This window comes from Flavonifractor sp. DFI.6.63, from assembly GCF_024462255.1.
GTDB lineage: Bacteria > Bacillota > Clostridia > Oscillospirales > Oscillospiraceae > Lawsonibacter_A > Lawsonibacter_A hominis.
Map to the genome: position 1 here is coordinate 1 of NZ_JANGBE010000027.1, position 25,290 is coordinate 25,290.

The 25,290-nt window shown below is 62.7% G+C and carries 18 protein-coding genes and 1 pseudogene; 2 read left to right on the top strand and 17 right to left on the bottom strand.

Going from position 1 to position 25,290, the window contains the following annotated elements; translation table 11 throughout:
- Nucleotides 1–238 precede the first annotated feature (238 nt).
- From NE547_RS13105 to uxaC, 14 genes and pseudogenes are all read right to left on the bottom strand, one after another.
- Nucleotides 239–1,090: an AraC family transcriptional regulator gene (locus tag NE547_RS13105; protein WP_256176139.1), complete on the bottom strand. Its 852-nt coding sequence runs from the start codon at nt 1,088–1,090 to the stop codon at nt 239–241.
- 454 nt (nt 1,091–1,544) lie between these two features.
- Entirely contained in the window at nt 1,545–3,854 is a 2,310-nt protein-coding gene (locus NE547_RS13110; protein WP_256176140.1) for an S-layer homology domain-containing protein, read from the bottom strand.
- Nucleotides 3,855–4,015: 161 nt separating this feature from the next.
- Nucleotides 4,016–5,041, bottom strand: a complete 1,026-nt coding sequence (locus NE547_RS13115) for a sugar kinase (protein WP_256176141.1) — start codon at nt 5,039–5,041, stop codon at nt 4,016–4,018.
- Between the two features lie 51 nt (nt 5,042–5,092).
- On the bottom strand, nt 5,093–6,055 hold the full coding sequence (eda, locus tag NE547_RS13120) for a bifunctional 4-hydroxy-2-oxoglutarate aldolase/2-dehydro-3-deoxy-phosphogluconate aldolase (RefSeq protein WP_256176142.1): 963 nt from the start codon (nt 6,053–6,055) through the stop codon (nt 5,093–5,095).
- A gap of 108 nt (nt 6,056–6,163) precedes the next feature.
- Nucleotides 6,164–7,240: a mannonate dehydratase gene (gene uxuA / locus NE547_RS13125; protein ID WP_186907512.1), complete on the bottom strand. Its 1,077-nt coding sequence runs from the start codon at nt 7,238–7,240 to the stop codon at nt 6,164–6,166.
- 13 nt (nt 7,241–7,253) lie between these two features.
- Nucleotides 7,254–8,873, bottom strand: a pseudogene (locus NE547_RS13130) (mannitol dehydrogenase family protein).
- A gap of 18 nt (nt 8,874–8,891) precedes the next feature.
- Entirely contained in the window at nt 8,892–9,563 is a 672-nt protein-coding gene (locus tag NE547_RS13135) for an amino acid ABC transporter permease (RefSeq protein ID WP_186907510.1), read from the bottom strand.
- A 72-nt stretch (nt 9,564–9,635) separates the two neighbouring features.
- Nucleotides 9,636–10,547, bottom strand: a complete 912-nt coding sequence (locus NE547_RS13140) for a transporter substrate-binding domain-containing protein (protein ID WP_186907509.1) — start codon at nt 10,545–10,547, stop codon at nt 9,636–9,638.
- A gap of 118 nt (nt 10,548–10,665) precedes the next feature.
- Complete coding sequence (locus NE547_RS13150; protein ID WP_186907508.1) at nt 10,666–11,502, bottom strand: sugar phosphate isomerase/epimerase; 837 nt, start codon at nt 11,500–11,502, stop codon at nt 10,666–10,668.
- Nucleotides 11,499–12,341, bottom strand: a complete 843-nt coding sequence (locus tag NE547_RS13155) for a sugar phosphate isomerase/epimerase (protein WP_256176144.1) — start codon at nt 12,339–12,341, stop codon at nt 11,499–11,501. Before NE547_RS13155 ends, NE547_RS13150 begins: the two co-directional genes overlap by 4 nt.
- 3 nt (nt 12,342–12,344) lie before the next feature.
- Nucleotides 12,345–13,094, bottom strand: coding sequence for a cupin domain-containing protein (locus tag NE547_RS13160; protein WP_256176145.1), 750 nt, complete (start codon nt 13,092–13,094; stop codon nt 12,345–12,347).
- 72 nt (nt 13,095–13,166) lie between these two features.
- Nucleotides 13,167–13,919: a hypothetical protein gene (locus NE547_RS13165; RefSeq protein WP_256176146.1), complete on the bottom strand. Its 753-nt coding sequence runs from the start codon at nt 13,917–13,919 to the stop codon at nt 13,167–13,169.
- A gap of 42 nt (nt 13,920–13,961) precedes the next feature.
- A complete protein-coding gene (locus tag NE547_RS13170; RefSeq protein WP_256176159.1) occupies nt 13,962–14,687 on the bottom strand; it encodes an amino acid ABC transporter ATP-binding protein in 726 nt (241 codons plus the stop codon).
- A 2-nt stretch (nt 14,688–14,689) separates the two neighbouring features.
- Nucleotides 14,690–16,120: a glucuronate isomerase gene (uxaC, locus tag NE547_RS13175; RefSeq protein WP_256176147.1), complete on the bottom strand. Its 1,431-nt coding sequence runs from the start codon at nt 16,118–16,120 to the stop codon at nt 14,690–14,692.
- A gap of 320 nt (nt 16,121–16,440) precedes the next feature.
- On the opposite strand from uxaC, the gene NE547_RS13180 reads away from it, so the two are divergent.
- Nucleotides 16,441–17,115 (top strand): GntR family transcriptional regulator, encoded by a 675-nt coding sequence (locus tag NE547_RS13180; RefSeq protein ID WP_186907503.1) that lies wholly within the window; start codon nt 16,441–16,443, stop codon nt 17,113–17,115.
- A gap of 162 nt (nt 17,116–17,277) precedes the next feature.
- Here NE547_RS13180 and NE547_RS13185 read toward each other — a convergent pair whose 3' ends face one another.
- A complete protein-coding gene (locus NE547_RS13185) occupies nt 17,278–18,759 on the bottom strand; it encodes a UxaA family hydrolase (RefSeq protein WP_186907502.1) in 1,482 nt (493 codons plus the stop codon).
- A complete protein-coding gene (locus NE547_RS13190; protein WP_256176148.1) occupies nt 18,756–20,210 on the bottom strand; it encodes a tagaturonate reductase in 1,455 nt (484 codons plus the stop codon). The genes NE547_RS13185 and NE547_RS13190 overlap by 4 nt, the downstream gene beginning before the upstream one ends.
- Nucleotides 20,211–20,668: 458 nt before the next feature.
- Here NE547_RS13190 and NE547_RS13195 point away from each other — a divergent pair, with 458 nt between their 5' ends.
- Nucleotides 20,669–24,493, top strand: a complete 3,825-nt coding sequence (locus tag NE547_RS13195) for an S-layer homology domain-containing protein (protein WP_256176149.1) — start codon at nt 20,669–20,671, stop codon at nt 24,491–24,493.
- An 81-nt stretch (nt 24,494–24,574) separates the two neighbouring features.
- Here the strand turns inward: NE547_RS13195 and NE547_RS13200 are convergent, their stop codons facing one another.
- Entirely contained in the window at nt 24,575–25,162 is a 588-nt protein-coding gene (locus NE547_RS13200) for a TetR/AcrR family transcriptional regulator (protein ID WP_256176150.1), read from the bottom strand.
- Between the last annotated feature and the right edge of the window lie 128 nt (nt 25,163–25,290).

Sequence of the window (25,290 nt, forward strand, 5' to 3'; positions counted from 1 at the left end):
GGGGCAACAAAAAGTACATGAATATGAAGCACCTGGAGGCCGCCATTGAGGATGCCTCCATTGCCGGCTGACTCCATTCATGCCAGAGCTTGCAAACTAAAGTGCGAAAAAATCTTGACACGACCTGCCCCCGGAACAGCTTATGGCGCTCCCAACGGGGGGCCCATAAAACAGGAAGAAACGCATTCTGCCGGTCTATCGAAGCGGCAGGATGCGTTTCTCCGGTTGATCTACCTGTTTATTCTCCTTTCCTTACCACTGGGATCCATACCTCATACTGTGCGTTTTGAGGATCCGGATTCAGATAAACCTCTATATCCGGAGCATCGGCATATTCATATCCGGAACCCGGAAGCCACTCTGTAATAATGCGTCGTTCCAACTCTTGAACAGACTGGTTATCACCTGTTGCGGAGAAGATGGCCCATGTGGATGCGGGTATGATATACTCCTCAAATTCCCCATTTTCCTTTGTGCTTGAAACAGCAATAAAATATTTCCACTGCTCTTCATCATTGCAGGCGCTGACTCCCAAAAGTCCAATGGGTGGCGCGTCCATCCTACCTGCCAGCTTTTGTATCGTTCCATCTGCGGCGGCATCCTGCCACAGCTTCGGTACGACCATAAAGTTCTTTTCCATTTCCCGATCAAGCGGCGCGGATACACCGATGATGCGAAAAGCACCCTTGGTTTCAATTCGATAATTCATCTCTGTTGCTCCCTTCACTGTAATGTAAAATGCAATGGGAGAGAAGGACTTTACCAATGCGTCGGTATTTTTGAGCGAGGACGGCGCAATTCCGTGAAAGGACTGAAACGCTCTGTTAAATGCCGTCGGAGAACTATAGCCATATTTGGCGGCAACATCAATAATCCTCTTCTTGCCGTCTTGCAGCTCAACTGCTGCCAATGACATTTTTCTTCTTCGGATATACTCTGCCAGAGAAATGCCCGCCATATAAGTAAACATCCTCTGATAGTGATATGTTGAGCAGCAGGCTATCCGTCCAAGTTGTCCAGAGTCAATCTCATCTGTCAAATGCTCCTCAATATACCTGACACTTTGATTTAGTCCTTCAACCCAATCCATTGCGGCACCTCCGTATCTGTATGTCATAATAAAGCATCTCTTACCTGTTGTCCTCTCAATCCTTGCACAAAATAGGGAGAATGGCCATACATAATGTTTGCCTTCCGCAGAGCCTGATCTATCTCTTTTTAACTAAGGCATTACCGCATCATTCAACGCGTGCGGATTGGCGCAAAAATTTGTGCCGCAAAAAGGCGCAAAACCGCAGGAATACTTTGTGTATTGCAAGGTTTTGCAACGCATTTGTGGGGCAAATCGGCCGCCAAAATGTGCGTGGGGAATTGTGCGGTGATGCCCTAAGGCAACTCGAAGCCAAAGACGCCGCGCAAATGCGCACTTTTATACCGCTTTGCGGTGTGCTGCGCAAAAAATGGCGGCAGGAATGTTCCTGCCGCCAAAGCTGTTTGATAAGCTCCCGCTTAACGGGCGCGCCGGTTTGTTCGGCAGCGGCGGCTCAGAGTACGATGACCAGAGTGGCCACAAAGTTGGCGCCGCTGTAGCTGCCGTAGATCTGCACTTCGTCATTCACCGTCAGCGCCTCCAGATAGGTGGCCGCGCCGTTGGCGGTGAGGAAACTGGCGCGGGACACGTCGACCGTAATGGGGGTTCCGTCGGCCTGCTGGATCATCAGGGATTCTTCCTTGACGCTGGGGACCAGAACGGTACCGGAGAGCATGCTGCTGGTGCTGCTGCCCTTGTCCACCCGGATGGAGAGCACCGTATCGCCGCTGACCACCAGGGAGACCTCATAATCCGGCTTGAGGGCGTAAAGGGAGATGGCCGTATCATCCTGCGTGACGCTCACCCCGTCGGCCACGGTGTAGGAAACGCTGGCGCCGTCCTTCAGCTTCAAATCCATGGTCACGCCGCTGCTCTCCATGGTGATGCGGGTGATCGTGCCGGAGACGTTGGCGCTCTGAGAATAGCAGTCCAGGGTCTCCACCTGGTTATAACGCACGGTGACGGTGATATCATCTCCCACCTTGATCTTGTCGATGGAGCTGACCTTATCATCCCGGTAGATCTCCGGCAGAGCGGTCAAATCCAGATCAAAGGACACCTGGGCCCCGGCGTCGGTCTCCACGGTGAGCACGGTGGGCGTGCCGAAGGAGATGGATCGGATGGTACCCTCCGTCTCCGTGGAGGCGGGGTAGGCATCCAGCAGGGTGATCCCGTCGCCGCTGATGCAGGCGGTGACAAAGAGGTTGCGGCTCAGCCCGGAAAGCGCGGCCGTTTTGCCCTCATAGCGCACCACAGCGCTGGCGGCCATATCATACGTGGTGGACTTGCCGGTCTCCAGATCCGTGACCGTAACGGTGTCATACCGGGTACCCACGCTGTAGGTGCGCAGAGAGCCCTGGATGTACTTGGTGACGGTATCCACCGCAACGGATACCAGCTCGTATTCCGTCTCGTTGGACACCTGCATGCTGACATAGCTGTCCACATACCGGCCGCTCATGGCGCCCACCGTCCCGTTGATGGTGACGGCGGCGTCGGCCGGCAGCGTGTACTGGGTGGTCACGCCGTTGAAACCAGTCACCCGCAGCAGCTGGCCGCCGCCTACATTGGCCTCCACACTGGCGATCAGGCCTTCCGCCGGGGCGGTGCCGCCGGAGAGCCGGAGCTGGACCAGGCGGCCCTGGCTGTCCACAGAGCAGACGGCCTCGGTATACCCGCCGTCCGGGTCGATGACCTCCGCTCCGCCCACGCTCTTGCCCGCCTGGACTTCAGTGAAGCGGTCGATGGTCATCGCCCGGGAAGCGCCGCTGACGCTGATGGTGACCTCGTCCGCGTTCAGGCTGGTGACGGCGCCGGTGTAGACCGTCAGGGCGCCGCCCACCCGCACGGACTCCGGCGTTCCGCTGGCGGACAGGTTGACGCGCACATACTGCCCGACCTTCAGTGCGGAGGAGGTGGTGAGCATATTGTTCTCATAGATCTCCACGCCGGCGGGCAGGGAGATGGTGCGGGCGCCGGAGAGTTCGTTGCTCAGCGTCAGCAGGACCACGCCGCTGCTGCCGGTGGTAACGGCGGTAATGGTGCCGCCCATCCAGTCATAGCTGGTATAGGCGGGCAGCTCGGCATAGATGCCCCGCTCCTCCATAAAGTCAATGGCCCGGCGGAGCATGGTAGCCATCTCGGCCCGGGTCAGATCGCCGTTGGGCAGGAACCGGTTGGCCTGGTCGCCCCGGACGATGCCATACATATTGAGCAGGTAAACATAGGGCTTCAGGGCAGCGGAAATGGAGGCGGTGTCGGCAAAACTCATGGAATAGCTGGTCAGGCTCTGGGCCAGCGGGGCCAGCTGCATGGCCCGCACCAGGTACATGGCCAGATTCTCCCGGGTAATCGCCCGGGAGATGTTTCCGGTGCTGGTCAGGGCGGCCAGCTCGCTCTCCGAGAGGATGCCGGTCTCCAGGCACACCGCCATCTCTTCCGCCGCCCAGGAGAGCATATCCTGCGGCAGCAGCTTCTTCAGGCGCGCCGCCCAGGCGGCATAGATCCTGGCCTTGTCGCTCTTGGACACACCGGTGGTCCGGGAGCAGAAGAGCAGCGCCTCACAGGCGGTCATCTTCCGGTCCGGCGAGAACGTGGTGGCGCTGGTACCGTTCACGACACCAGCGGTAGCCAGGGCCTCCACGTCTTCCTTGGCCCAGTGGCCCACCATGTCGGTAAAGCTGACCGCTCCGGCGGATACGGTCAGCAGGGAGAGCGTCATCACGAGCGCCATTGCAAGTGCGATCCATCGCTTTCCTTTCATAACGGGTACCTCCATCATTTGCATTGGTTTCCATAACTACAATAAATTATAGCGGCTTCCGACCGAAAATGCAACCTATAAAACAGCGGCGGGCGCGTTTGCGCCCGCCGCTGTCTGATCGCTTGACCGGGGATGATCGCTCCGCCCCGTTTTTGGATCGGTCAGCGCTGCACCCGGCCGGAGCCGTCGCCGCCGGCCAGCTTCTCCACCTCGGCCAGGGTGACCCGGTTGAAGTCCCCCTCGACGGAGTGCTTCAGGGCCGAAGCCGCCACCGCGAACTCGATGGCCGCCTGGGTGTCCTTCCCGCTGAGCAGGGCGTAGATCAACCCGCCGCCGAAGCTGTCGCCGCCGCCCACCCGGTCCACGATGTGCAGGTGGTACTCCTTGGAGAAACAGTACCGCTCCCCGTCGTACAGCATTCCGGCCCAGTCGTTGTCGCTGGCGGAGATGGAAGTGCGCAGGGTGATGGCCACCTTCGCAAAGCCGAACTGATCCGCCAGCTGCTTGGCGACGCTCCGGTAGCCCTCTTTATTGAGCTTTCCGCCGGTGACGTCGGTGTTCTCCGCCTCGATGCCGAAGACGTCCTTCGCATCCTCCTCGTTGGAGATGCATACATCCACGTATTGGCACAGCCCGGTCATGGCCGCGCGGGCCTGCTCCCGGGCCCACAGCTTGCCGCGGTAGTTCAGGTCGCAGGAGATGGTTACGCCGCGCTGTTTGGCCGCGATGCAGGCCTGCTTGCAGATCTCCACCAGATTGGGGCCCAGGGCGGGCGTAATTCCGGTAAAATGGAACCAGTCCGCCCCGTCAAAAATGGCGTCCCAGTCAAAATCGGAGGGCTGCGCCTCCTGAATGGCGGAATGGGCCCGGTCGTAGATGCACACGCTGCCCCGCTGGGAAGCCCCCTTCTCCAGGAAGTAGATGCCCACGCGCGCGCCGCCCCGGACGATTTGGGAGGTGTCCACCCCCAGGCCACGCAGGGCGTTCACCGCCCCCTGCCCGATGGCGTGGGCGGGCAGCTTGGTGACAAAGGCGGCGTCCATGCCGTAGTTGGCCAGGGACACGGCCACGTTGGCCTCCCCGCCGCCGAAGGTGGCCTGGAGCTGATCGTCCTGGAAAAAGCGGTAGTACCCGTTGGGCGCCAGCCGCAGCATAATCTCACCGAAGGTAATGACGCGTTTCTTCATAGCAAGGGACCTCCTTATTATCAAACGATCGAAACAGTCTCTCTGCCCGCTTTACGCCTGCACCAGATGAATGGCAAACCCGCCGAACGCGCCGTCCACATAGATGGCCTTCGTCTTGCCCCTGGCGTCGGTCTTGCGGGTCTCCTCCCGGCACCGGATGCCCTGAAGGCCCAGGTGATAGACCGCCCGGTCCACGCTGTTGGTGCCGATGGCGATATGACCGTGGGCGCCGGGGCCGGGAGTCTTGGTGCACTCCACCGCAGGCAGGGCCTGTACGGAGGAGTTGCCCATCTGATACGTAAAGCCGAAAAAGGCGCACAGCGTCCGGGCCAGCCGGTCCGCCTCCTCCTCGCTGCCGCAGTTGACGCCCACATGGTGCAGGGAGAAGCCCAGCATGGTGCGTACCGCCTCCCGCGTCATTCGGGTGATTTCGTCCCAGTTTTCGGCCGCGATCAGGTCCTTCTTCACCATCCAGGTGCCCCCGCAGGCCACGATCTGGTCGAAGGAGAGGTAGTCCATCAGGTTCTTTGCATTGACCCCGCCGGTGGGCATCCACTTAAGGGTCTTATACGGCCCGGCGATCGCCTTGAGCTTGGCCACGCCGCCGTTCTGTTCGGCGGGAAAGAACTTTACCACGTCCAGGCCCAGGCTCATGGCCTGCTCCATCTCGCCGGGTGTGGCGGTGCCGGGGACCATCAGGGCCCCCTTGGAAAGGACATACCTTACGGTGTCCGGATTAAAACCGGGGCTGACGATGAATTTCGCCCCCGCGTCCAGGGCCCGGTCCACCTGCTCGCGGGTCAGCACGGTGCCCGCGCCCACCAGCATCTCGGGGACCTCCCGCGTGATGGAGCGCATGGCCTCCTCGGCCGCGGCGGTGCGGAAGGTCACTTCCGCCACCGGCAGGCCGCCCGCCACCAGCGCCCTCGCCAGCGGCACCGCCTTCTTCGCGTCGTCGATGGCGATCACGGGCACAATGCCGATGTTGGAGATCTGTTCCAGAATGGGATTCATATGCTTAACCTTCTTTTCTGCAAGTTTACGGATGCATGGAAAGCACCGCATCCGGCGCCGTAACCGTCCGGCATGCCGGGACGCGCACGAATGCGGTGTGCTTTCTGTTTATCTCCGGTCCTTTTGGATGGCCTCCCACAAGCCGTTCAGGTAGGCCACGCCCAGGGCCCGGTCGTACAGGCCGTAGCCGGCCCGGCCCTTTTCGTCCCAGATCATGCGGCCGTGGTCGGGGCGGATATAGCCTTCGAAGCCGATGTCGGAATAGGCCCTCATGATCTCGTACAGATCCAGGCTGCCGTCGGCGGAGAAGTGGGCCGCCTCCTCAAACTGGCCGGGGCCGGTAAACTTGATGTTGCGCACGTGGGCAAAGTGGACGCGCCCGCGCCCGCCGAATTCCCGTACCATGGCGGGGATGTCGTTGCAGGGATTGGAGCCCATGGAGCCGGAGCACAGGGTCAGGCCGTTGTAGGGGCTGTCCACCAGGGAGAGGATGCGCTCCACATTGTCCCAGCCGGTACAGATGCGGGGCAGGCCGAAGATATCCCAGGGGGGATCGTCCGGGTGGATGGCCATTTTGACGTCGTACTGCTCACACACGGGAATAATGGCCTCCAGGAAGTACTTCAAGTTGCGGAACAGATCCTCATGGGAGACGCTTTGATACTGGGCGAAGAGGCTCTTGATCTCCGCCATGCGTTCCGGCTCCCACCCGGCCATCTCAAACGCGCCGGCCCCCTGCTGGATCTGATCGGCAAAGGCCTGGGGATCGGTGATCTTGTCGATCACCGCCTGATCGTAGGCCAGGACGGTGGCGCCGTCGGCGCGGGGCTTGAACAGGTCGCTGCGGGTCCAGTCGAAGACCGGCATAAAATTGTAGCAGATGACCTTCACGCCCGCCTGACCCAGGCGCTCAATGGTCGTGCGGTAACGGTCGATGTACGCGTCCCGGCCGGGCAGGCCCAGCTTGATGTCCTCGTGGACGTTGACGCTCTCGATCACCTCCAGCTCCAGCCCGGCGTCCTGGACCTCCTGTTTCAGAGCCTGGATACGCTCGGTGGGCCAAAGGGCCCCGGCAGGCAGGTCCATCAGGGAACTGACCACGCCGCTCATATTGGGAATCTGCTTGATATAACGCAGCGGTATGGGATCCATCTGGCTCCCGTACCAGCGAAATGTCATCTTCATGGATGATCGCTCCTCATGCTCTCTCACTCAAATACCGGCGCAGGGTGGCGCGGACCGCGCCGGGGCCCGCCAGCATGGCCCGGAACGCGGCTTCGGTCTTTTCCCCCAATCCCGCCTGGTACAGGTCCACGCCGAAGATGGCGGCGTTGGACAGGATGGGGCGCAGCTGGTCCGAGCAGGTCTCCGGCCGGCCCGCTTAGATCCCGGCCAGCAGGGCCTGGAGCTGGGGCGCCATGGGGTCGGGGCTCACAGGCATCTCCCCGCCCTGGTCGTCCACACCCAGCAGATACCGGCACCAACCGGCAAAGACCAGGGGAGCGTACACCAGGGAGGACACGTCCAGGTCAGGCCGGCGGGCATAGCGCTGCAGGGTGCCGCCGTAGCGGACGGGCAGCTTCTGAGAGGTATCCGCGGCGATGCGCTGGGGCGTGTCGGGAATGGCCGGATTGGGGAAGCGCTCGTTCAGCACCTCGTCGATGAACTTCCGAGGGCTGAGGATGCCGGGGTCTTCCACCACCTTCAGGCCCTCGGCGGCGATGTGCTCTACCAGCGCCTTCAGGTCCGGGTCCGCCATCTCGGCGGCAATGGAGGAATAGCCCAGCAGGCAGCCGTATACCGCCAGCGCAGTGTGCAGGGGATTGAGGCAGGTGCCCACCTTCATTTTCTCCGCCTTCTCGACGGTGGCGCGGTCGGCAAAATACACTCCCGCTTTTTCCAGGGGCGGGCGGCCGTTGGGGAAGGCGTCCTCCAGCACCAGATACTCGGTGACCTCCGCGTTGACGAAGGGGGCGATCCGGGTCCCGGTATTGGTCTGGAAGATGTTCATCCCCTCCACTCCCAGTTCCTCCAGCGCCGCTCGGACCGTCTCGGAGGGGTGGGGCGTGATCTTGTCGATCATGGACCAGGGGAAGGTGACGTTCGTTTCGTCGGAAAGCCATTCCAGGAAAGCGTCCGAGACGAAACCGGCCTTCTTCCAGGCCTGTGCTGCGGCAAATACCCCTTCCCGCAGCTTTTTCCCGTTTTGGGAACAGTTGTCCATGCTCACCATGGCGATGGGATGCCCGCCCGCCTGGAAGCGGCGGTACAGCAGCGCCGCGGCGATGGACATGGTGTGCCGGGGCGCGTCCGGCCCGGCGGCAAAATCGTGCTCCGCCACGGGCAGGGTCCTGCCGGACAGGTCGGTCAGGGCATAGCCCTTCTCGGTGATGGTGAAGCTGGCCAGCTGGAGACCGGGCGACTGGAACACCTGCACCAGATCAGCCCAGTCTCCCCCCGTGCAGTCGGCCTTGAGGCCGCGGGCCACGCTGGCCACGACTTCCTTTTCGTAGGAGCCGTCGGCGCGCAGGCGCACCAGCAGGCTCAAATCGTCGTAGGGGTCATACACCTTGTCGATGATCTGAACGTCGAAGGATTCGGCCGCCAGGATGCCGGTATCGGTGAGCCCGGCGTTCAAAAGGGTCTGCTGCAGGGCGGCCAGGAAGCCGCGGAAGATGTTGCCCGCGCCGAAATGGACCCAGACGGGTCTCAGGCGGGTGCGGGCCTTCACGGCCGCCGCGTCGTACCGGGGCAGGGCGATCCCCGCGGCTTCCCAGCCCTCCCGGTCCTGCAGTCCCTGAAGATTCAAATGTAACATATCTCTTTGCCTTTCCCGTCAAGCCCTGGTGTCCACCAGGTGCTTGCCCAGCTTTTTCTCCAGCATGCCCTGGAGCTGGGTGAGCACGGTGCTGAAGATCAGGTAGACAAACGCCGCCTCGCAATAGAGCAGCAGGGGCTGGAACTTGACGGCGATGATGCTCTTGGCCGTCATCAGGATCTCCGCCACCGTGATGGAAGAGACCAGAGAGGTATCCTTCAGCAGACTGATGAAGGAGTTGGCCAGAGCGGGGACGGCCACCAGGGCCGCCTGGGGGATAATGATCTGGGTCATGGTCTGGAGCTTGTTCAGTCCCAGGGCCTTGCAGGCCTCGAACTGTCCCTTGGGGATGGAGCCCAGAGCGGCGCGGATGACCTCGGAATTGTAGGCGCCCTGGCTGATGACCAGGGCCAGGATGGCAGAGGGGATCGGTTTCAGCACAAGCCCCACGGAGGGCAGTCCGAAATAGATCACAAAAATCTGGACCAGCAGAGGCGTGCCGCGGATCACCCACACCACAAACCAGGCGATGGCCTTGAAGGGTGCGATCTTGGACATGCGCATTAGCGCCAGGACGAATGCCAATACCAGGCCCAGTGCAAACGAGACCAGCATCAGCGGGACAGAGATCAACAGGCCCGCTTTGAACATGGGCCAGAAGGAATCGACCAGCAATTGAATAATTTCCATGGCAGCCCGCCTCCTTGTTTGGTAAAAAAGAAGGGCGCCGCCGCATACGGCGGCGCCCCGGAACTATGCGGATTACTTCTGATACAGACTGGTGCTGTCGGCCACGGTCTCGCCGAAGTATTGGACGGTCAGGTCATAGAGGGTACCGTCGTCGATCATCTCGCCGATGATCTCGGAGATCTTGTCGCACAGCTCCTGATCCTCCTTGCGCAGCATACCGGCGGACTCGACCATATACTCCTCGCCCTCGGCAGGCTCGTAGATGGCGGCGATCTTCACATTGACCTCGGGACGGCTCTTCATATACTCGTCCACAGCGGCCACGTTATTGATGGTGCCGTCGGCACGGCCGGTATTCAGCTGCTCCATGGCGGCGGTCAGGTCGCCGTCGGCAGTCGTGGCGCCATAGCTCTGGGCGATCTTGCCTGCGGCGGAAGAGGGGGAGTTGATGCACAGCTTGCCGGAGAGATCCTCGAAGGAGGTAATCTCGGTGTTGTCCGCATTGACCACCAGGCAGTAGGGGTTCTCGGCATAGGAAGCGGTGACGGCGTACTTCTCCTGGCGCTCGGGGTTGGGGTTCACGCCGCAGATCACGATGTCATAGCGGCCCGCGTCCAGGCCCGCCAGCACGGGATCCCAGCTGTCGGAGATCTGGAAGTCCGGCTCCACGCCCAGGCGGGAGGCGATCTGCTTGGCAACCTCCACCTCAAAGCCGGTGAGCTCGCCGGTGCCGTCCTCGTTGTACACATAGGGGATCCAGTTGCCCTCGGCGCCGATGCCCAGCTTGCCGGCGTCCAGCACCCGCTGAAGGGAGCCGTCCCCCTCGGGGGCGGTGGTCTCGGGGGCGCTCGTCTCAGGAGCGGTGGTCTCGGGGGCGCTCGTCTCCGGGGCGGGCGTGGCGGCGCTTCCGCCGCCGCCGCAAGCGGACAGGGAGGCGATCATTGCAAGAGCCAGGACGCCGGTAAGGATTTTCTTCGCTTTCATTCTGTTTCACCTTTTCCTTTTCAAATTTTTTATTTTTCAGCGCGCCGCGCTGAGAAATACGCAGTTCAGGCCCGCAGGGCGCCGCGGGCTTTCGTCCGGGACCGGCCGGCGAAAGTTCTCAGTCCTCGATAAACCGCTCCAGGACCCGAAAATTCCTCCGGTCGGCGGCGTAGGGATCGGTAAAGTAGTGCTCGTCGGCCACCTCCTGCACCAGATACCCGGTGAAGTCGTGGTCGTTCATGATTTGGATCTGCCGGGCCAGGGCGGTGTTGCCGTCGCCCCACACATTGTGGAGCCAGGGGTCGCCGTCCAAAAAATGCATGTGGATCAGATCGCTCCCGAAGGCCTGGAACCAGTCCTCCAGCTTCTCCCCCGCCGCGCCGGTGGCGATGCTGTCCACCATCATCTTCAGGCTGGGATGAGCGATCTCGCGGTACATCCGCTCTGCCCGCTCCAGATTATAGACCAGGTTGCTCTCATCCCTGCGCAGGGACTCCATGACCAGCAGGATGCCTTCCCGCTCGGCCACCCGGCACAGGCGGCCCAGATGATCGCGGCAGCGGTTCCACATGGTCTGCTCGTCCTCGCCGAAGTATCCCCAGCCGGAGTTGACCACGACCCGGTCCGCGCCCACCTCGGCCGCCAGATGGATGGCGTTGGAAAAATAGCGGAAGGAGTACTCCAGGCACTCCGGCTCCTGGGACGCATACTGATACTGATAGGCCATGCTGGGGGCGGTGATGGACACGACCCGGACATCGTGGTCCCACAGCTTGGAACGCAGGGCGTTTACATCGCCGTAGCCCTCGTGGTCCAGCCAGAAGTGGGCCGCGCCGCACCAGAGCTCGATCTGCCCGACGCCCAGGCGCTGCTGGCAGTCCAGGAAATAGTCCAGAGAGAAGCGGCGGTAGTGCTGGTTCATATTGACCAGCTGGCCGCGTTGGATCCCCTTCATGCCCCCACCTCCCCGCACAGGGCGGCCAGGGCCCGCTCATCCGGATAGGCCGGCTGGGCGAGATACCGCTCGCCGGGCAGGCGCAGGGAAATGTCGCCCCGATAGCCCATAGCGTCCAGTGCGTGCAGATACCGCTGCATCGGCAGCACGCCCTCGCCCCAGGCCCGCCAGCCGTGGTAGTTCCCGTCGCACAGCCGCACCAGGCCGATCTTGTCCCGGAAACGGCCGAACCAATCATAGACCGTATCCCCGCAGGCGCTCATAATGTTGGTGTCCAGGCACACCCCGAGGCTGGGATGATTGAGCTGATGCAGCATGGCGTCCAGCTCCGCCGCGGTGTTGAGAATGGGCGACTCGGCGATGAGGGGCGTCTCCGCGCCCATGACGGGGGCCAGCAGCAGGCGCACCCCCGCCGCCTGCGCCGCGGGGCAGAGGTGATAAAGGGTATCGGCGGCACTGCGCCAGAGCAGTTCGTCCTTCCGGTCCCAGCAGGCGCCGGAGGCGTCCAGCACCAGCCGGTCGCACCCAAGCCCGGCGGCCAGGGCGATACAGCTTTCATAGTAACGCAGCGTGGCTTCCCGCTGCTCCCCCTCCGGGGCGGTGATGGAGCAGCGGTAGGCCGGCGGCGACAGGACCGCGGCCTGAAGGCCCGCCCGCTTCAGGGCGGCCTTCAGGCGGGCGGGATCCTCATGACCCCGGTATCCGCAGAAGAAATGGGGCGTCTGGGGGACAAAGTCCAGTCTGTGAAGGCCCAGCCGCCCCATTTCGGCGGTGAAAAACTCCAGAGGATAGCGGCTGTACTGGCCGTTGGAGCCCAGAAGCCGCGCCTTGCCGTCCATCGCTTACTTGATCTCGCCGGGATAGCCGTTCTCGCACAGCTCAAACCACACATAGGCGAACTTCTCGCCCTCGGCGCACTCGCTGCCATGGTGGGAGCCGTGGGGGGTATAGGTGATGTCGCCGCCCTGCACGTGTACCTTCTCGTTCTCGGCGGTGTAGGTGAAGCTGGCGCCGGGCAGCATGATGTACCACTGCTCCAGCTCGTTATGGATATGCTGGCCGATGTAGTTGGGGCCGGTGCCGAAGTTGGCGCCCATGGACAGGCGGCCCAGGTTGCGGTGCTCCAGCATCATCATCTGCTGGATATCGGCCCCGGTAAAGTCCTCCTTGTAATGCCAGGCCTCCGACACGCCGCGGAAGCGGGGCAGGCTCATGTGGGCCTCGCGCAGGCAGGTCTTGTCGTAATCGTTGAGCTCGGTGACGAAGTGGACGATCTCCATCGTTTCCTTCGCGTCGGCAGCGCAGTGGAAGGTGAAGCTCTCCTTGTCGAAGTCGGGTACGAAGACGCACACCTCGGTGATGTTGAAGACGCGGCGGGGCGTGACGATGTAGCCCTTGCCGGCGGTCACCAGGAAGACCTGGTTGTGCTGCTCCCGGGTGTAGGTCTCCGGGGTAAAGTCCGCGCCGGGCCGGAGGGAGACCCGCTCTACGGCAGCGTCCTTGTAAGCGCCCTCCAGAACGCTCACGCGGGACACGCCGTCGGTATACTTGTGCTGGATATCCGCACCTTTCGAAATCTTGACCAGAGCCATGGTAAATTCCCCTTTACAGTGAATTATTATATAAGGTAGCAACGCAGTCGGACGGGCGTTTTGTTCCGCGTCTTACTTGATCTCTCCGGGATAGCCGTCGATGCACATCTCGAACCAGATGTAGTCGCACTTCTTGCCGGCCTCCACCTTGCTGCCGTGCCAGAAGCCGGTGGGCGTAAAGGACAGGTCGCCGCCGGTCATGTGCACTTCCTCGCCGCCGGCGGTGTAGATGAACTCAGAGCCGGGCAGCGGGAAGTACCATTGGGCCAGTTCGTTATGGATGTGCTGGCCGATCTCGATGGGGCCGCTGCCCTTGACGCAGCCCATGGACAGGCGGCCCAGATTGCGGTGCTCCAGCAGCATCATGGAAGTGGTGACGGAGTTGTCCTTGAAGTCCTCGTCATAGGTCCAGCCCTGGCTGATGGTGCGCAGCCGGGGCAGCACCATGCGGGATTCCACCAGGCAGGTCTTGTCGTAATCGTTGAGCTCGGTGACGATGTGCAGGAATTCAAGGGGCTGCTTGCTGTCGGCGGAGCAGGTGATGGTGAAGCGCTCGCTGTCGAACTCGGGGACGAACACGCCGGGCTCGGTCACGTTCCAGGCCTGGCGGGGAGTGGTCACATAGCCCTTGCCCTTGGTAAAAATGAAGAGCTGGTTGTGCTCGGTGACGGAGTACACGTCGGGGGTAATGGAGTGGCCGCTCTGGAGCGCGCAGTGGGCAAAGCGGGCCTGGTCGAAGGCCCCCTCCAGCACGGGTACGCAGGCATAGCCGTCCTTGAAATCGTACTTGACGTCGCTGTACCGGGCTACCTGAATGAGAGACATGGTTCGTTCCTCCTAGTTATAGTATCTGTGTTTTTTGTTTGATCAAAGCATCTTGCTCAGGAAATCCTGAAGACGCTTGTTCTTGGGGTGTGCGAAGAATTCCTCGGGCGCGCTGTCCTCCACGATGACACCGCCGTCAATGAAGATGACCCGGTCGGCCGCCTCGCGGGCAAAGCCCATCTCGTGGGTGACCACCAGCATGGTCATGCCGTCGGCGGCCAGCTTTTTCATGACGTCCAGCACCTCGCCCACCATCTCGGGGTCCAGGGCGGAGGTGGGCTCGTCGAAGAGCATGACCTCAGGCTGCAGGGCCAGGGAGCGGGCGATGGCGATACGCTGCTGCTGGCCTCCGGAGAGCTGGTTGGGATAGGCGTCCCGCTTGTCTTCCAGCCCCACCGTTTTCAGCAGTTCCATGGCCTTCTGCTCGGCCTCCTGCTTGCCGACGCCCTGCACCTTGACCGGGGCCAGCATGATGTTGTCCAGCACCGTCTTGTGCGGGAAGAGGTTGAACTGCTGGAAGACCATGCCCATCCCCAGCAGGACCTGATTGGTCTGCTTGGGCGGGGCGGAGACCAGATCCACGTCATGGTAGAGGATCTGGCCGCCGGAGGGCTTTTCCAACAGGTTGAGGCAGCGCAGGAAGGTGGATTTGCCGCAGCCGGAGGGGCCCACGATGGCCACCACCTCGCCGGGCTGTATGTCGATGTCGATGCCCTTGAGGACCTCATGCTTGCCGAAGTTTTTCTGGAGTCCTTTGACGCTGATCATACTCATAACGTTTCTGCCCCCCGTAAGTGATAGCGGCCAAAGCCGAAATAGGAAACGCTGTTGCGGTAAGAGATGTCGGCCACCAGGCCCTCCAGAGCGTGCCGGTCGTCCGGAAGCTGTCCCTCCTCCACCCAGCGGCCCAGCACGCCGCACAGAATGCGGCGGAAGTACTCATGCCTGGTATAGGACAAAAAGCTGCGGGAGTCGGTGAGCATCCCGATAAAGTTGCCCAGCACGCCGCCGGCGGCCAAGTTCCGGATCTGGGCCTCCATGCCGTCCCTGCAGTCGTTGAACCACCAAGCCGAGCCGTGCTGAAGCTTGCCGCGCACCCCCTCGCCCTGATAGCAGCCCATCAGACTCACAAGGCCCGCATTGTCGTTGGGGTCCAGGGAATAGAGGATGGTCCGGGGCAGCTCGCCGTTCTCCTCCAGCGCATCCAGGAAGGCGGCCAGACCGGGCAGGTTCACCGCGGGGCCGATGCTGTCGTAACCGGTGTCCGGTCCCAGCCGGCGGAACATGCGGGCGTTGTTGTTGCGCTGGGCGGCAAAGTGCAGCTGCATGGCCCAGTTCCGTTTGGCATACCCCCGGCCAAAAAACAGCAGCAGCGCCGTTTTGTACTGCCACAATTCCGTTTCCGTCGGCCGCTCTCCGGCCAGACGCCGCTTCAGGATGGCGTCCAGCGCCGGTACCCCGGCAGTGCGGAAGCAGAGATTGTCCAGGCCGTGGTCGGCCACCGCGCAGCCGTGGTCGGTGAAAAAATCCATCCGCCGGTCCAGGGCGGCGGTGAGGCTCCGCCAATCGTGAATCTCCATCCCCGCGGCGGCGGAAAGACGCTCCAGGTAAGCGGGAAAGCCCTCCTGCTCCAAATTCACCGCCTTGTCCGGCCGGAACGCCGGAAGGACCTTGGTCTCCAGGGAGGGATCCGCGGCAAGCTTCTCGTGCCACTCCAGCGTATCCGCCGGATCGTCGGTGGTACACACAAGGGTCACGTTGGACTGCTTCAGGATGCCGCGCACGTGCAGCCCGTCTCCGATCACCGCCTGGCAGTGATCCCAAACCGACTTGGCGTTGGCCCCGGTCAGGTGTCCTTCATAACCGAAGTAGCGTTTGAGCTCCAGATGGCTCCAGTGATAAAGGGGATTGCCCACCGCCCGCTCCAGGGTGGCGGCCCAGGCCTGAAATTTCTCCTCGTCCGGAGCCTCCCCGGTGATGAGCCGCTCCGGCACGCCGTTGGCGCGCATCAGCCGCCACTTGTAATGGTCCCCTTCCAGCCACAGCTGCGTCAGGTTGTGAAAGACGCGGTCCTCCGCGATCTCCCGGGGGCTGACATGGCAGTGGTAATCCAAAATGGGCAGCCCCTCCGCCACACCGTGGTAAAGCTCTCTGGCTGTCTGTGTATCCAGCAGAAAATCCTCGTCCAGGAATGGTCTCATGCTTCCATCCTCCGTCCCGTTTCAACGGGTTTTGCCGTTCTATCCAAAGTTCCGTCCTGCGTCAATGATATATTTGTGATATATCTCCTGTAGCAAACCATAACATAGTTCTTTCCCGGTGTCAAGCAGGAAACCGACCATTTCGCTAAAAAAATATTCCGTTCCGCAAACCATCTGTTGCTTTTGTACAGGAAACCTTGACATTTTGCCTGCCCGCGCCCTTGACATTTCTGGAATGCGCTGGTATACTGTCCTTGTTCGTGATATATTACTTATTATCTTTTTTCAATCATTTGATATATTACAGCTGGAGGTGCCTTATGGCAAAAGCGCCTTCCCAAAAGCGGGAACGCCTGTCTCAGGTCGCGTACGACCAGATCAAGACCATGATCCTTCAAAAGGACCTGACCCCCGGACAATTTATCAATGAATCCCAGCTCCAGGAGCTGCTGGAACTGGGCCGCACACCGGTGCGGGAGGCCATTTTGGCTCTGGCGCAAGATAAGCTGGTCACCGTACACCCCAGAAAGGGCATTGAGATCACCCGCCCCACGCCCAAGGATATCCATGATATTTTCGAGATCCGCTCCCTGCTGGAGCCTATGATCCTCCGCCAGTGCTTCTCCATGGTGGACCCCCAGTGGGCCATGGACATGCGTGCCCTGCTGCTCCAGCATGAGGACGACAGCGCGGGAAATTCCGCCGAAACGGCGGCCCCGCTGATCGAGCTGGATAACCGCTTTCACCTGGAGTTGGTGGATACTCTGCGCAATCAATATGCCACCAACCTGATGCGCAGCATTGTGGACTACCTGAACCTGATCCGGGTCACCGCTTGGCGGCCTGCCCGGTACCGGGTGAGCAACCGGGAGCATATCGACATCCTGAACGCCATCCTGGAGCAGGACCTGGAAACGTCCTGCCGGCTGCTCTCCGATCACATCCATCTGTCCTATCAGGAGGCCATCAACACCATGATGCACACCTCGTTTTGAGCGGACCGGACAGCGCTTTGCCGGAGGCGGGCGCAAGTTTGATCCCCTTCTTGCAGCGGCGCGCACGGCGTGAACCGACATCGCACTTTGCGGCAGCGTCCGGGGGGCGGACCCAACTGGGTCCGCCCCCCGGACGCTGCCGCTTTTGCAGGGAGCAACGGATCAAAGCGTCACGCCGTCCTTCCAGATGGCCAGGTCCCGGTAGCCCGCCCGCTCCGACCGGGTAAGGGCGCCGGAGGCCGTGTCCAGCACCGTTTGCAGCAGCGCCTGCGTATGCTGCTCCCAATCCCCGCCCTGGGCCAGACCGCCCGCGCTGTAGTCGATCCAGTTTGCCTTATGGCCCGCCAGCGCGGTATTGGTGGCGATCTTGAGGGTGGGTACCGGCGCGCCGAAGGGGGTCCCCCGGCCGGTGGTGAACAGGATCAGCTGGGCTCCCGCCGCCGCCAGGGCGGTCGTGGACACCAGGTCGTTGCCCGGAGTCTGGAGCACGCACAGGCCGCGCTTTTTTACCGTTTCGCCATAGCGCAGCACATCGCTGACGGGAGCGCTGCCGCCCTTCTGGACGCAGCCCAGGGATTTTTCCTCCAGGGTGGTGATGCCCCCCGCCTTGTTGCCGGGCGAGGGATTTTCGTAGACCACCTGGCCGTGACGGACGAAATAGTCTTTGAAGTCCCCCACCAGTTCCGGCAGGGCCCGCGCCGCCGCTTCGTCGGCGCAGCGGCGGAAGAGCACCCCTTCCGCCCCGAACATCTCCGGGATCTCCGCCAGCAGCGCGGTGCCCCCCATGGCCACCAGGCGGTCGGCCACCCGACCCACCAGCGGATTGGCGGTGACGCCGGACAGCCCGTCGGAGCCGCCGCATTTCAAACCAACGATCAGCTCGCCGGCTCCGATCTCCTCCCGCGCATCTCCGGCGGCCCGGTCGATGAGCGCGCGCAGCAGGGCTTCGCCCTCCCGCTGCTCGTCCTGCGCGGCCTGGCATTCCAAAAACGCCGTGCGCTCCGCGTCCCAGCCGCCCAGCAGGTCCCGGAGTACGGAGATCCCGCTGTTTTCACACCCCAGCCCCAACACCAGCACGCCCCCCGCGTTGGGGTGGCGGATCAGGCCGCAGAGGATCCGCCGGGTATACGCCTGGTCGTCCCCCATCTGGGAACAGCCGTAGGGATGGGGCCAGGCGTATACGCCGTCCACCCGCCCCCGGGCATAGGGCTCCGCCGCCCGGGCCAGCGCCTGGGCCACGCCGTTGACGCAGCCCACTGTGGGCACGATCCAGATCTCGTTGCGCACGCCCACGCTTGCGTCGGGGCGGCGGTATCCCCGGAACGTGCGGGGCGGCAGCGGCGCCGGCGCAGAGGCGTCCACCTCCGCCGCCGCCGTTACGCCCTGGCTCAGGCCGGTGCCCAGGTTATGGGTATGCACCCAGGCGCCGGGGGCGATGTCGGTCTTGGCCCGGCCGATCGGATAACCGTACTTGATCACCGCCTCCCCGGCGGCGATGGGGGCCAGCGCCAGTTTATGGCCCTGCGGGATCTCCTCCAGCGCGGTGACCGCCTGCCCCACGGCATAGACCGCCCGCTCCCCCGCCGCAACAGGAGAAAGGGCGACGGCCACGTTGTCCCTGGGATGGATACGCAGCACGCTCATAGGCCCGCCTCCTCCTGGCACCGGGCCAGGGCGGCGGCCATGCCGCAGGCGCGGATGCGCTCCAGAGCCCGTCCCGCCGCCGGGACAAAGCCGGGCAGGGCGTTCAGGTCCTCTCCCCAGAAATCGGTGCGCGCCGCCAGCGCCCGGATCAGCGCTTCCGGCGCCAGGCCCTTCGTCTGGCGGAAGAATTCCATTACGGCGGCGTCATCCCGGACGGGATAGGGTACGCCGTCCCGCATGCCCTGGGTGTAGAACGCGGCCAGGGCGGCGAAGGAGAAGGTGAGCCGCACGGGCAGGCGTCCGCCCCCCGCCGGATAGGCCCTTACGCTGGGCAGCACCCGGGCCCGCCACTTGGACACGCTGTTCAGGGCGATGTCCAGCAGGCGGTGGTCGATGTAGGGGTTGGCGAAGCGCTCCTCCACCGCCCGGGCAAAGGCCTCGCAGTCCTCCCGGGGCAGGGAGAGCGTGGGGATGATCTCTTCATAGAGGGCCCCTTGCAAAAAGGCGCGGACAGCGGGGTCCTCCATACAGGTGCGAACGATATCATGCCCCGCCAGGAACGCGGCGGGCACCATGGCGGTGTGACCGCCGTTGAGGATGCGCACCTTCTGCTCTTTGTAGGGGTGATGGTCGGAGACAAACTTCACCGGCAGGCCCGCCTGGGGGGCGGGGAACTCCTCCGCCAGGGCCTCCGGGGCCTCAATGACCCACAGTCCGAAGGGTTCCGCCGTGTCCAGCAGGGCGTCGGCGTAGCCGTTCTCCTCGTCCAGCTGCGCCGCCCATTGCTTGGGATAGCCGGTAACGATGCGGTCCACCAGCGTGCTGCAAAAGCGGTTTTCCGTCTCCAGCCAGCGCCGGAAAGCCTCCTCCAGCCCCCAGTCGGCGGCGTGGCGGAGCACATACTCCCGCAGTACGACTCCGTTATCCGCAATGAGCTCGCAGGGCAGCAGTACCCAGCCCGACGCCCCGGAGCGCCAGCGCTCCCACAGCAGCCGGGTCAGCTTGGCGGGAAAAGAGGCGGGGGGCCGGTCGTCCCATCGACAGGCCGGGTCGTAGACGATGCCTGCCTCAGTCGTGTTGGAGATCACAAAGCGCAGTTCCGGTTGGCAGGCGGTGCGCAGCAGCTCGTCCCAATCCGCAAACACATCCAGCGCCCGGCTGATACAGCGGATCATCCGCCGCTCCTCCACTACCGCGCCGTTCTGCTTTCCCCGCAGGCAGAGCTGATAGAGCCCCTGCTGGGCGTTGATGCGCCCGGCCTTTCCCGCGGAGGCCGGCGGGACTACCACCACTCTTCCGTAAAACCCCGCCCGTTCATTCATCCGGTCGATGAAATCGTCGGCAAAGCCCCGGAGGAAATTCCCCTCGCCAAATTGAAGCACCCGCTCGGGCGCCTGCCGGAGGATGCCGCCGTCCCCTTCCTTCAGGACGGCATAGGTCAGCTGTCTCATCGTTCAAAACCCCTTTCCCACGATTCCAGCGTTTGTGATATATCTGTAATATATCATACGTTTCGATCTTCGGTCTGTCAATCCTCTTTTTTCTGCCCTGTCCGCCCATGGGCAGAGCCCTTCCCTGCGCCGCCCCGGCAGGGCCCGGCACAGCAAGGCCCGCCCGTTCCAGGTAGGAGCGGCCGGGCCAAGAATCGGAACGTCGCCTGCTTCCGCAGACATAGCGGCAACCGAAATATATGAATATTTATCTGGCTATTTATTTTGAGGGCGGCGCGATATCCCCGCCCTCTTTCCCACATTTTCCGAAATAGTGCGTTTTAGTCTTGACATCCCCCGCATATGGTGTTATCTTTTCATCAATAATTATTCGTTTCAAGACGGATATTATTCATTTTATTCCCTGCATTGCAAGGCCTCTTGCAAAATTCCACAGAAGGAAGAGAACGGTGACCCCTATGAAGAAACTCCTGTCCCTGCAAAGCCGGCTGCTGTCTGTATGGACGGCCGCCGCGCTGCTGGTCTCTCTGTGCGCCGTTCCGGCGTACGCCGCGGAGGAGACCGCCGCTCCCGCCGGGAGCGTGACCAACGTCTCGGAAGACGGCGGCGAAGACTGCATTAACCTCTCCGCCGCCCGCTCCTTCCAAGCCAGGATCCCCGTGAGCATGACCGAAGAGGCGGCCGCCCAGGCCGCCGGGAAGGCCGAGTGGTCCCTGCTGCGCGACAGCGGCAAGGCCTATCTGGACCCTGTGCTGTATCCCAACCAGACGGCGGGCGGCGGCCTGTCCGACTGGGTCTGCTCCGACGGAGAGACGCCCTTTTTCACCAATGTGGTCTCCTTCGCCGAGACGGTGGACGGCCAGGTGTATCTGAGCGTAAGTTTCGACAGCGTCTGCTACTTTGGCAGCGATGCGAGCGTTCCCCACTCCAATGGCGGCGCTTACCTGGACGTATGCGGCTACTTCCGCCTGACCGCCCTGGTGGACGGCAAGGCGCTTGGCTCGGCCCCCGTGAAAATCACCCCCTACGACAACTTCCACACGATGCCTGAGATCTACGCCCAGATCGACGCGATGGTCTCCTACGCCGCGGAAAACACCGACCTGTATGTGGAGAAGCGTTCCATGGGCAAAAGCCAGGGCGACAATGGCCTGGAGCCTCTGGACATGCCTTATCTGATCGTGGCGAAGAATCCGGACGCCGTGGCCAAGTGGCAGTCCATCCAGGAAGAGGCGGAGCACGATCCCTCCGCCCTCATCGCCAAGCTTGAGGCCGGTACCCTGGGCGACTATCAGGTGCCCGTGCTGTATTCCAACGTTCACGCCAACGAGGCGGCCGCTTCCGACGGCATCCTGAAATTTGCCTGGATGCTGCTGGAGGCCGCCGCCGCCGACGGCAAGCTGGATTACGACCGGCTCACCGGCTTTACCGCTGAAGGTGAAGCCGAGCTGGCCGCCCAGATGGGTCCCGTGGGAGCGGAGGGCTCCGTGGCCGTGCCCGACCTGGTGGCCGACACCGCCACTTACCTGGGCTATCTCAAGGGCGAGGGTCTGAACGTCTCCGGCGTGGTGGATCTGGCCAAGTACTATACCATAGAGACCGAAACCGTGGACGTGGACGAGCTGCTCTCCGACGTGTTCTTCCTCATCGTCCCAGAGGAAAACGTGGAGGGGCGCACCTATCTGACCCGCACCTCCTCCGGCGGCTTTGACCTGAACCGCGACAACTCCTTCCAGACCCAGGCGGAGACCCAGAACATGACGCAGCTTATCGCCGCCTGGAACCCCGTCAGCTTCACCGAGTTCCACGGCCGCGTGAAGCAGTTCCAGTGCGAGCCCTGCGATCCCCCCCACGAGCCCAACTTTGAGTACGATCTGCTGGCCGAGCATCTGATGGCCGGCGGCGAGGCGCTCGGCATCGCCGCGGTGGCCAACAACGACGGCTACAACAGCTATGTCATCCCCCAGCGCGATTACCTGAGCTACACCGGCGCCAAGGCCGCCGACGGGGCCGACCAGACCTGCTGGTACGATCCCTGGGACGATATGTCCACCTCCTACACCCCCCAGTACGCCATGCTCCACGGCACCGTGGCCTATACCGTAGAAGTGCCCGCGTATAACGACGACGTGGCCGCCGCGGTGGCGTACGGCCAACTGGGCCAATCCGCCTACATTGCAGAGAACAAGCAGGAGTATCTGCTGGCCCAGACCAAAATTTTTGAGCGGGGCGTGACCAACGCCAACTCCGACGCCTACGAGCTGGTAGGCCAGTGGTTCTGCGACCAGTATGACGTGGAGGGCGCCGAGGCCGAGCTGTTCCGTCCTGAGTATGACGGCGCGGGTCAGAACGGCAATTTCTATCCGGAGTGCTACATCATCCCCCTGGACGGCGCCAATCAGTCCAACCTGCAGGCCGCCGCCGACATGATGGAATGGCTCTCCCGCAACGACGTAAAGATCCTGGTCTCCGAAACGGCCTTCTCCTACAGTGGTGTGCGCTATCCCGCCGGGACCATGGTGGTCTCCCTGTACCAGGCCAAGCGGAGCGTGGCCAACGGCGCGCTGTATGACGGCACCGTCATCACCGGCTGGCCCGTCCTCTATTCCGAGGGCATCACTGCCTTTGCCAAGACCCGCGGCTTCGACATGGTCACCTGCGCCGAGCCTGCGGCCTACCGGACCATCCGGGCCGCCTGCGGCGACTGGATGGACCACGCGGACTGCGTGCGCTATCTGGCCAACGTCACCTCCAGCTTCACCGGTGTGGAGGGCGCCAAGGTGATCCTCTCCAATGCCTCCGAGGACTCCACCGCCGCCGTCAACGCCCTGCTCCAGGCGGGCAAAGGGGTGGGGATGATCCTCTCCGGCGAACAGGCCGGCAGCTTCCTGTGCGATTATTCCGACTGGCGGAGCGTCTGCACCCAATACCGCCTCTCCGGCGCCGGCGTGGCCGAGGCCGACGCGCCCCTGTCCCTGACCATCACCAAGGCTCCCGTGGTCTACATCAGCGGCAAGCCCTCCGACAGCCGCACCGGCTTTGTCAAGACCAGCCTGGTCAGCGGCTCCTACCAGTATAACTATGACCGCCAGGCGATGGAGCTGCTGGGCTTCCAGGTGACGGACGACGCCTCCCTGGCCACTCTCGTCATCGGCGCCGCCGCCCTGGACGAGGCAGGCCTAGCCGCCGTGGAGAACGGCGCGGCCTATATCGGTTACGGCTCCAACGCCATCAGCGCCATCACCGGCTATACCGACCGCAGGGGCAACCAGATCCCCGGCTGTCTGCTGAGCACAGGCTCGCTGGTCCGTGAGACCGTCAGCAGCGAATCCATGGACGCCCTGGCCTATGTGACCTATCCCACCCAGAGCCTGATCACCGCCAGCTATGTGAGCGAGGGCGACGAGCTGCTCTATGGCTACGGCGCGGGCTACTTCTCCGCCATTCCGGAAGGCGCCCAGGTCCTGATCCGGCTGGACGGCGCCCGGGAGCCGCTGGAGGGTTTCCTGGTGGGCGGCGGCGAACATTACGACGACTTCCTGGACAACTCCATCCAGGCCATCTCCTACCAGAAGGACGGCCTGAACCTGGCGCTCTTCGCCAATACCCTGACCAACAAGCTCCACCAGCGGGATGAGTTCAACTTCATCAGCAATATGGCCTTTTCCTCCCTGCTGGGCGGCGTGTACGCCGGCAGCGTGAAGACCGCCGGCGACGCCAAAGCGCTGGCCGACGCCAAATACACCGACGTGGGCGGCGGCGACTGGTACGCCGAGGCCGTGGGGCAGGCCACCGCCCAGGGCCTGTTTACCGGCACCTCCGGCACCACTTTTGCCCCTGCCGGTACCACCACCCGCGGCATGCTGGTCACCGTGCTCCACCGTCTGGCCGGCCTGCCGGAGGCGGAAGCCGCCTCTTTTACCGACGTAGCCGCGGACTCCTACTGCGCCGATGCGGTGGCCTGGGCCGCCGAGCACGGCGTGACCTCCGGCACCTCCGCCGCCGCCTTCTCCCCCAACGCCGCCCTGACCCGTGAGCAGACCGTGACCATGCTCTACCGGTATGCCCAGGCCGCAGGCGCAGACGTGAGCGTGGAAGCGGACGCCGATCTCTTCCGTTACGCCGACGCCGGCCAGATCAGCGCCTTTGCGCTCCCCGCCATACAGTGGGCCTGCGGGTCGGGCGTACTCACCGGAAACGGCGCGGGCGCTCTGAATCCCCAGGGCACCGCCTCCCGCGCCGAGCTGGCCACCCTCATCCTCCGCGCCGCCGAGCTGTTCTGAGCGGGCGGTATCAGCAGAAGGAAGGGACGCGCTGCGGATTTTCCGCAGCGCGTCCCTCAGCTTGTCCCCCTTGGGCCCTGTTCAGTCCCAGGCCCGCAGCAGGCGTTCCACATAGCGTTTCATCGCCGGCCGAATCGGATAGCCGCCGTCGTGGGTGCACCAGTTGTACACCAGCCCCCGGGCAGCGATCATCAGAAAGTCCACCATGGCGGCCGCCCCTTCTTCACTGTGGAACTCTCCGGCCTGCAGTCCCTGCTGCACCTGTTCTCCCAGCACCCTTCGGATCCCCTGTTCAGAGGGGCGGTCAAAGCACTTGTTGTTGGAGTTGTAGAGCAGCTTGGTCAGGGAGATATCGGTGATCTCGCTGGAATAGCGGGCATATTCGTCAAAAAAATACAGGATCCGCTCCCGTGCGGTGGGCTGGATAAGAGCGGGCGCCACCACGTCCTCAAAGTACTCGTCGGCCAGCTGGTAGGTCTCATAGTACACATCCAGCTTGGTTGCATAATAGTTATAGAAGGTCCCCACCGAGACCTGGGCGGCCTCCACGATATCCCGGACCTTGATCTGCTCAAACGCACGGCGGTCCAGCAGCGCCAAGGCCACTTCAAAGATATGGCGCTTCGTCTCCTCCGCCTGCTGCCTGCGGGTCTTTTTATGCTCTTCCAATCCCTGCGCCCCCCATTTCTCTGCAATGATTATATCAAAATCAGGCCCTCCTGCCAAGTGCGGGAGGGCCTTTTTTTGGACGGTTCACCCAATTTGAGCAAGCTTATTTGGCTTTTTTTACAATTTTC

Excerpts from the sequence above, each read along its gene's own strand:
- NE547_RS13105 (WP_256176139.1), bottom strand. The coding sequence starts at position 1,090 with ATGGATTGGGTTGAAGGACTAAATCAAAGTGTCAGGTATATTGAGGAG.
- NE547_RS13110 (WP_256176140.1), bottom strand. The coding sequence starts at position 3,854 with ATGAAAGGAAAGCGATGGATCGCACTTGCAATGGCGCTCGTGATGACG.
- NE547_RS13115 (WP_256176141.1), bottom strand. The coding sequence starts at position 5,041 with ATGAAGAAACGCGTCATTACCTTCGGTGAGATTATGCTGCGGCTGGCG.
- eda (WP_256176142.1), bottom strand. The coding sequence starts at position 6,055 with ATGAATCCCATTCTGGAACAGATCTCCAACATCGGCATTGTGCCCGTG.
- uxuA (WP_186907512.1), bottom strand. The coding sequence starts at position 7,240 with ATGAAGATGACATTTCGCTGGTACGGGAGCCAGATGGATCCCATACCG.
- NE547_RS13135 (WP_186907510.1), bottom strand. The coding sequence starts at position 9,563 with ATGGAAATTATTCAATTGCTGGTCGATTCCTTCTGGCCCATGTTCAAA.
- NE547_RS13140 (WP_186907509.1), bottom strand. The coding sequence starts at position 10,547 with ATGAAAGCGAAGAAAATCCTTACCGGCGTCCTGGCTCTTGCAATGATC.
- NE547_RS13150 (WP_186907508.1), bottom strand. The coding sequence starts at position 11,502 with ATGAAGGGGATCCAACGCGGCCAGCTGGTCAATATGAACCAGCACTAC.
- NE547_RS13155 (WP_256176144.1), bottom strand. The coding sequence starts at position 12,341 with ATGGACGGCAAGGCGCGGCTTCTGGGCTCCAACGGCCAGTACAGCCGC.
- NE547_RS13160 (WP_256176145.1), bottom strand. The coding sequence starts at position 13,094 with ATGGCTCTGGTCAAGATTTCGAAAGGTGCGGATATCCAGCACAAGTAT.
- NE547_RS13165 (WP_256176146.1), bottom strand. The coding sequence starts at position 13,919 with ATGTCTCTCATTCAGGTAGCCCGGTACAGCGACGTCAAGTACGATTTC.
- NE547_RS13170 (WP_256176159.1), bottom strand. The coding sequence starts at position 14,687 with ATGATCAGCGTCAAAGGACTCCAGAAAAACTTCGGCAAGCATGAGGTC.
- uxaC (WP_256176147.1), bottom strand. The coding sequence starts at position 16,120 with ATGAGACCATTCCTGGACGAGGATTTTCTGCTGGATACACAGACAGCC.
- NE547_RS13180 (WP_186907503.1), top strand. The coding sequence starts at position 16,441 with ATGGCAAAAGCGCCTTCCCAAAAGCGGGAACGCCTGTCTCAGGTCGCG.
- NE547_RS13185 (WP_186907502.1), bottom strand. The coding sequence starts at position 18,759 with ATGAGCGTGCTGCGTATCCATCCCAGGGACAACGTGGCCGTCGCCCTT.
- NE547_RS13190 (WP_256176148.1), bottom strand. The coding sequence starts at position 20,210 with ATGAGACAGCTGACCTATGCCGTCCTGAAGGAAGGGGACGGCGGCATC.
- NE547_RS13195 (WP_256176149.1), top strand. The coding sequence starts at position 20,669 with ATGAAGAAACTCCTGTCCCTGCAAAGCCGGCTGCTGTCTGTATGGACG.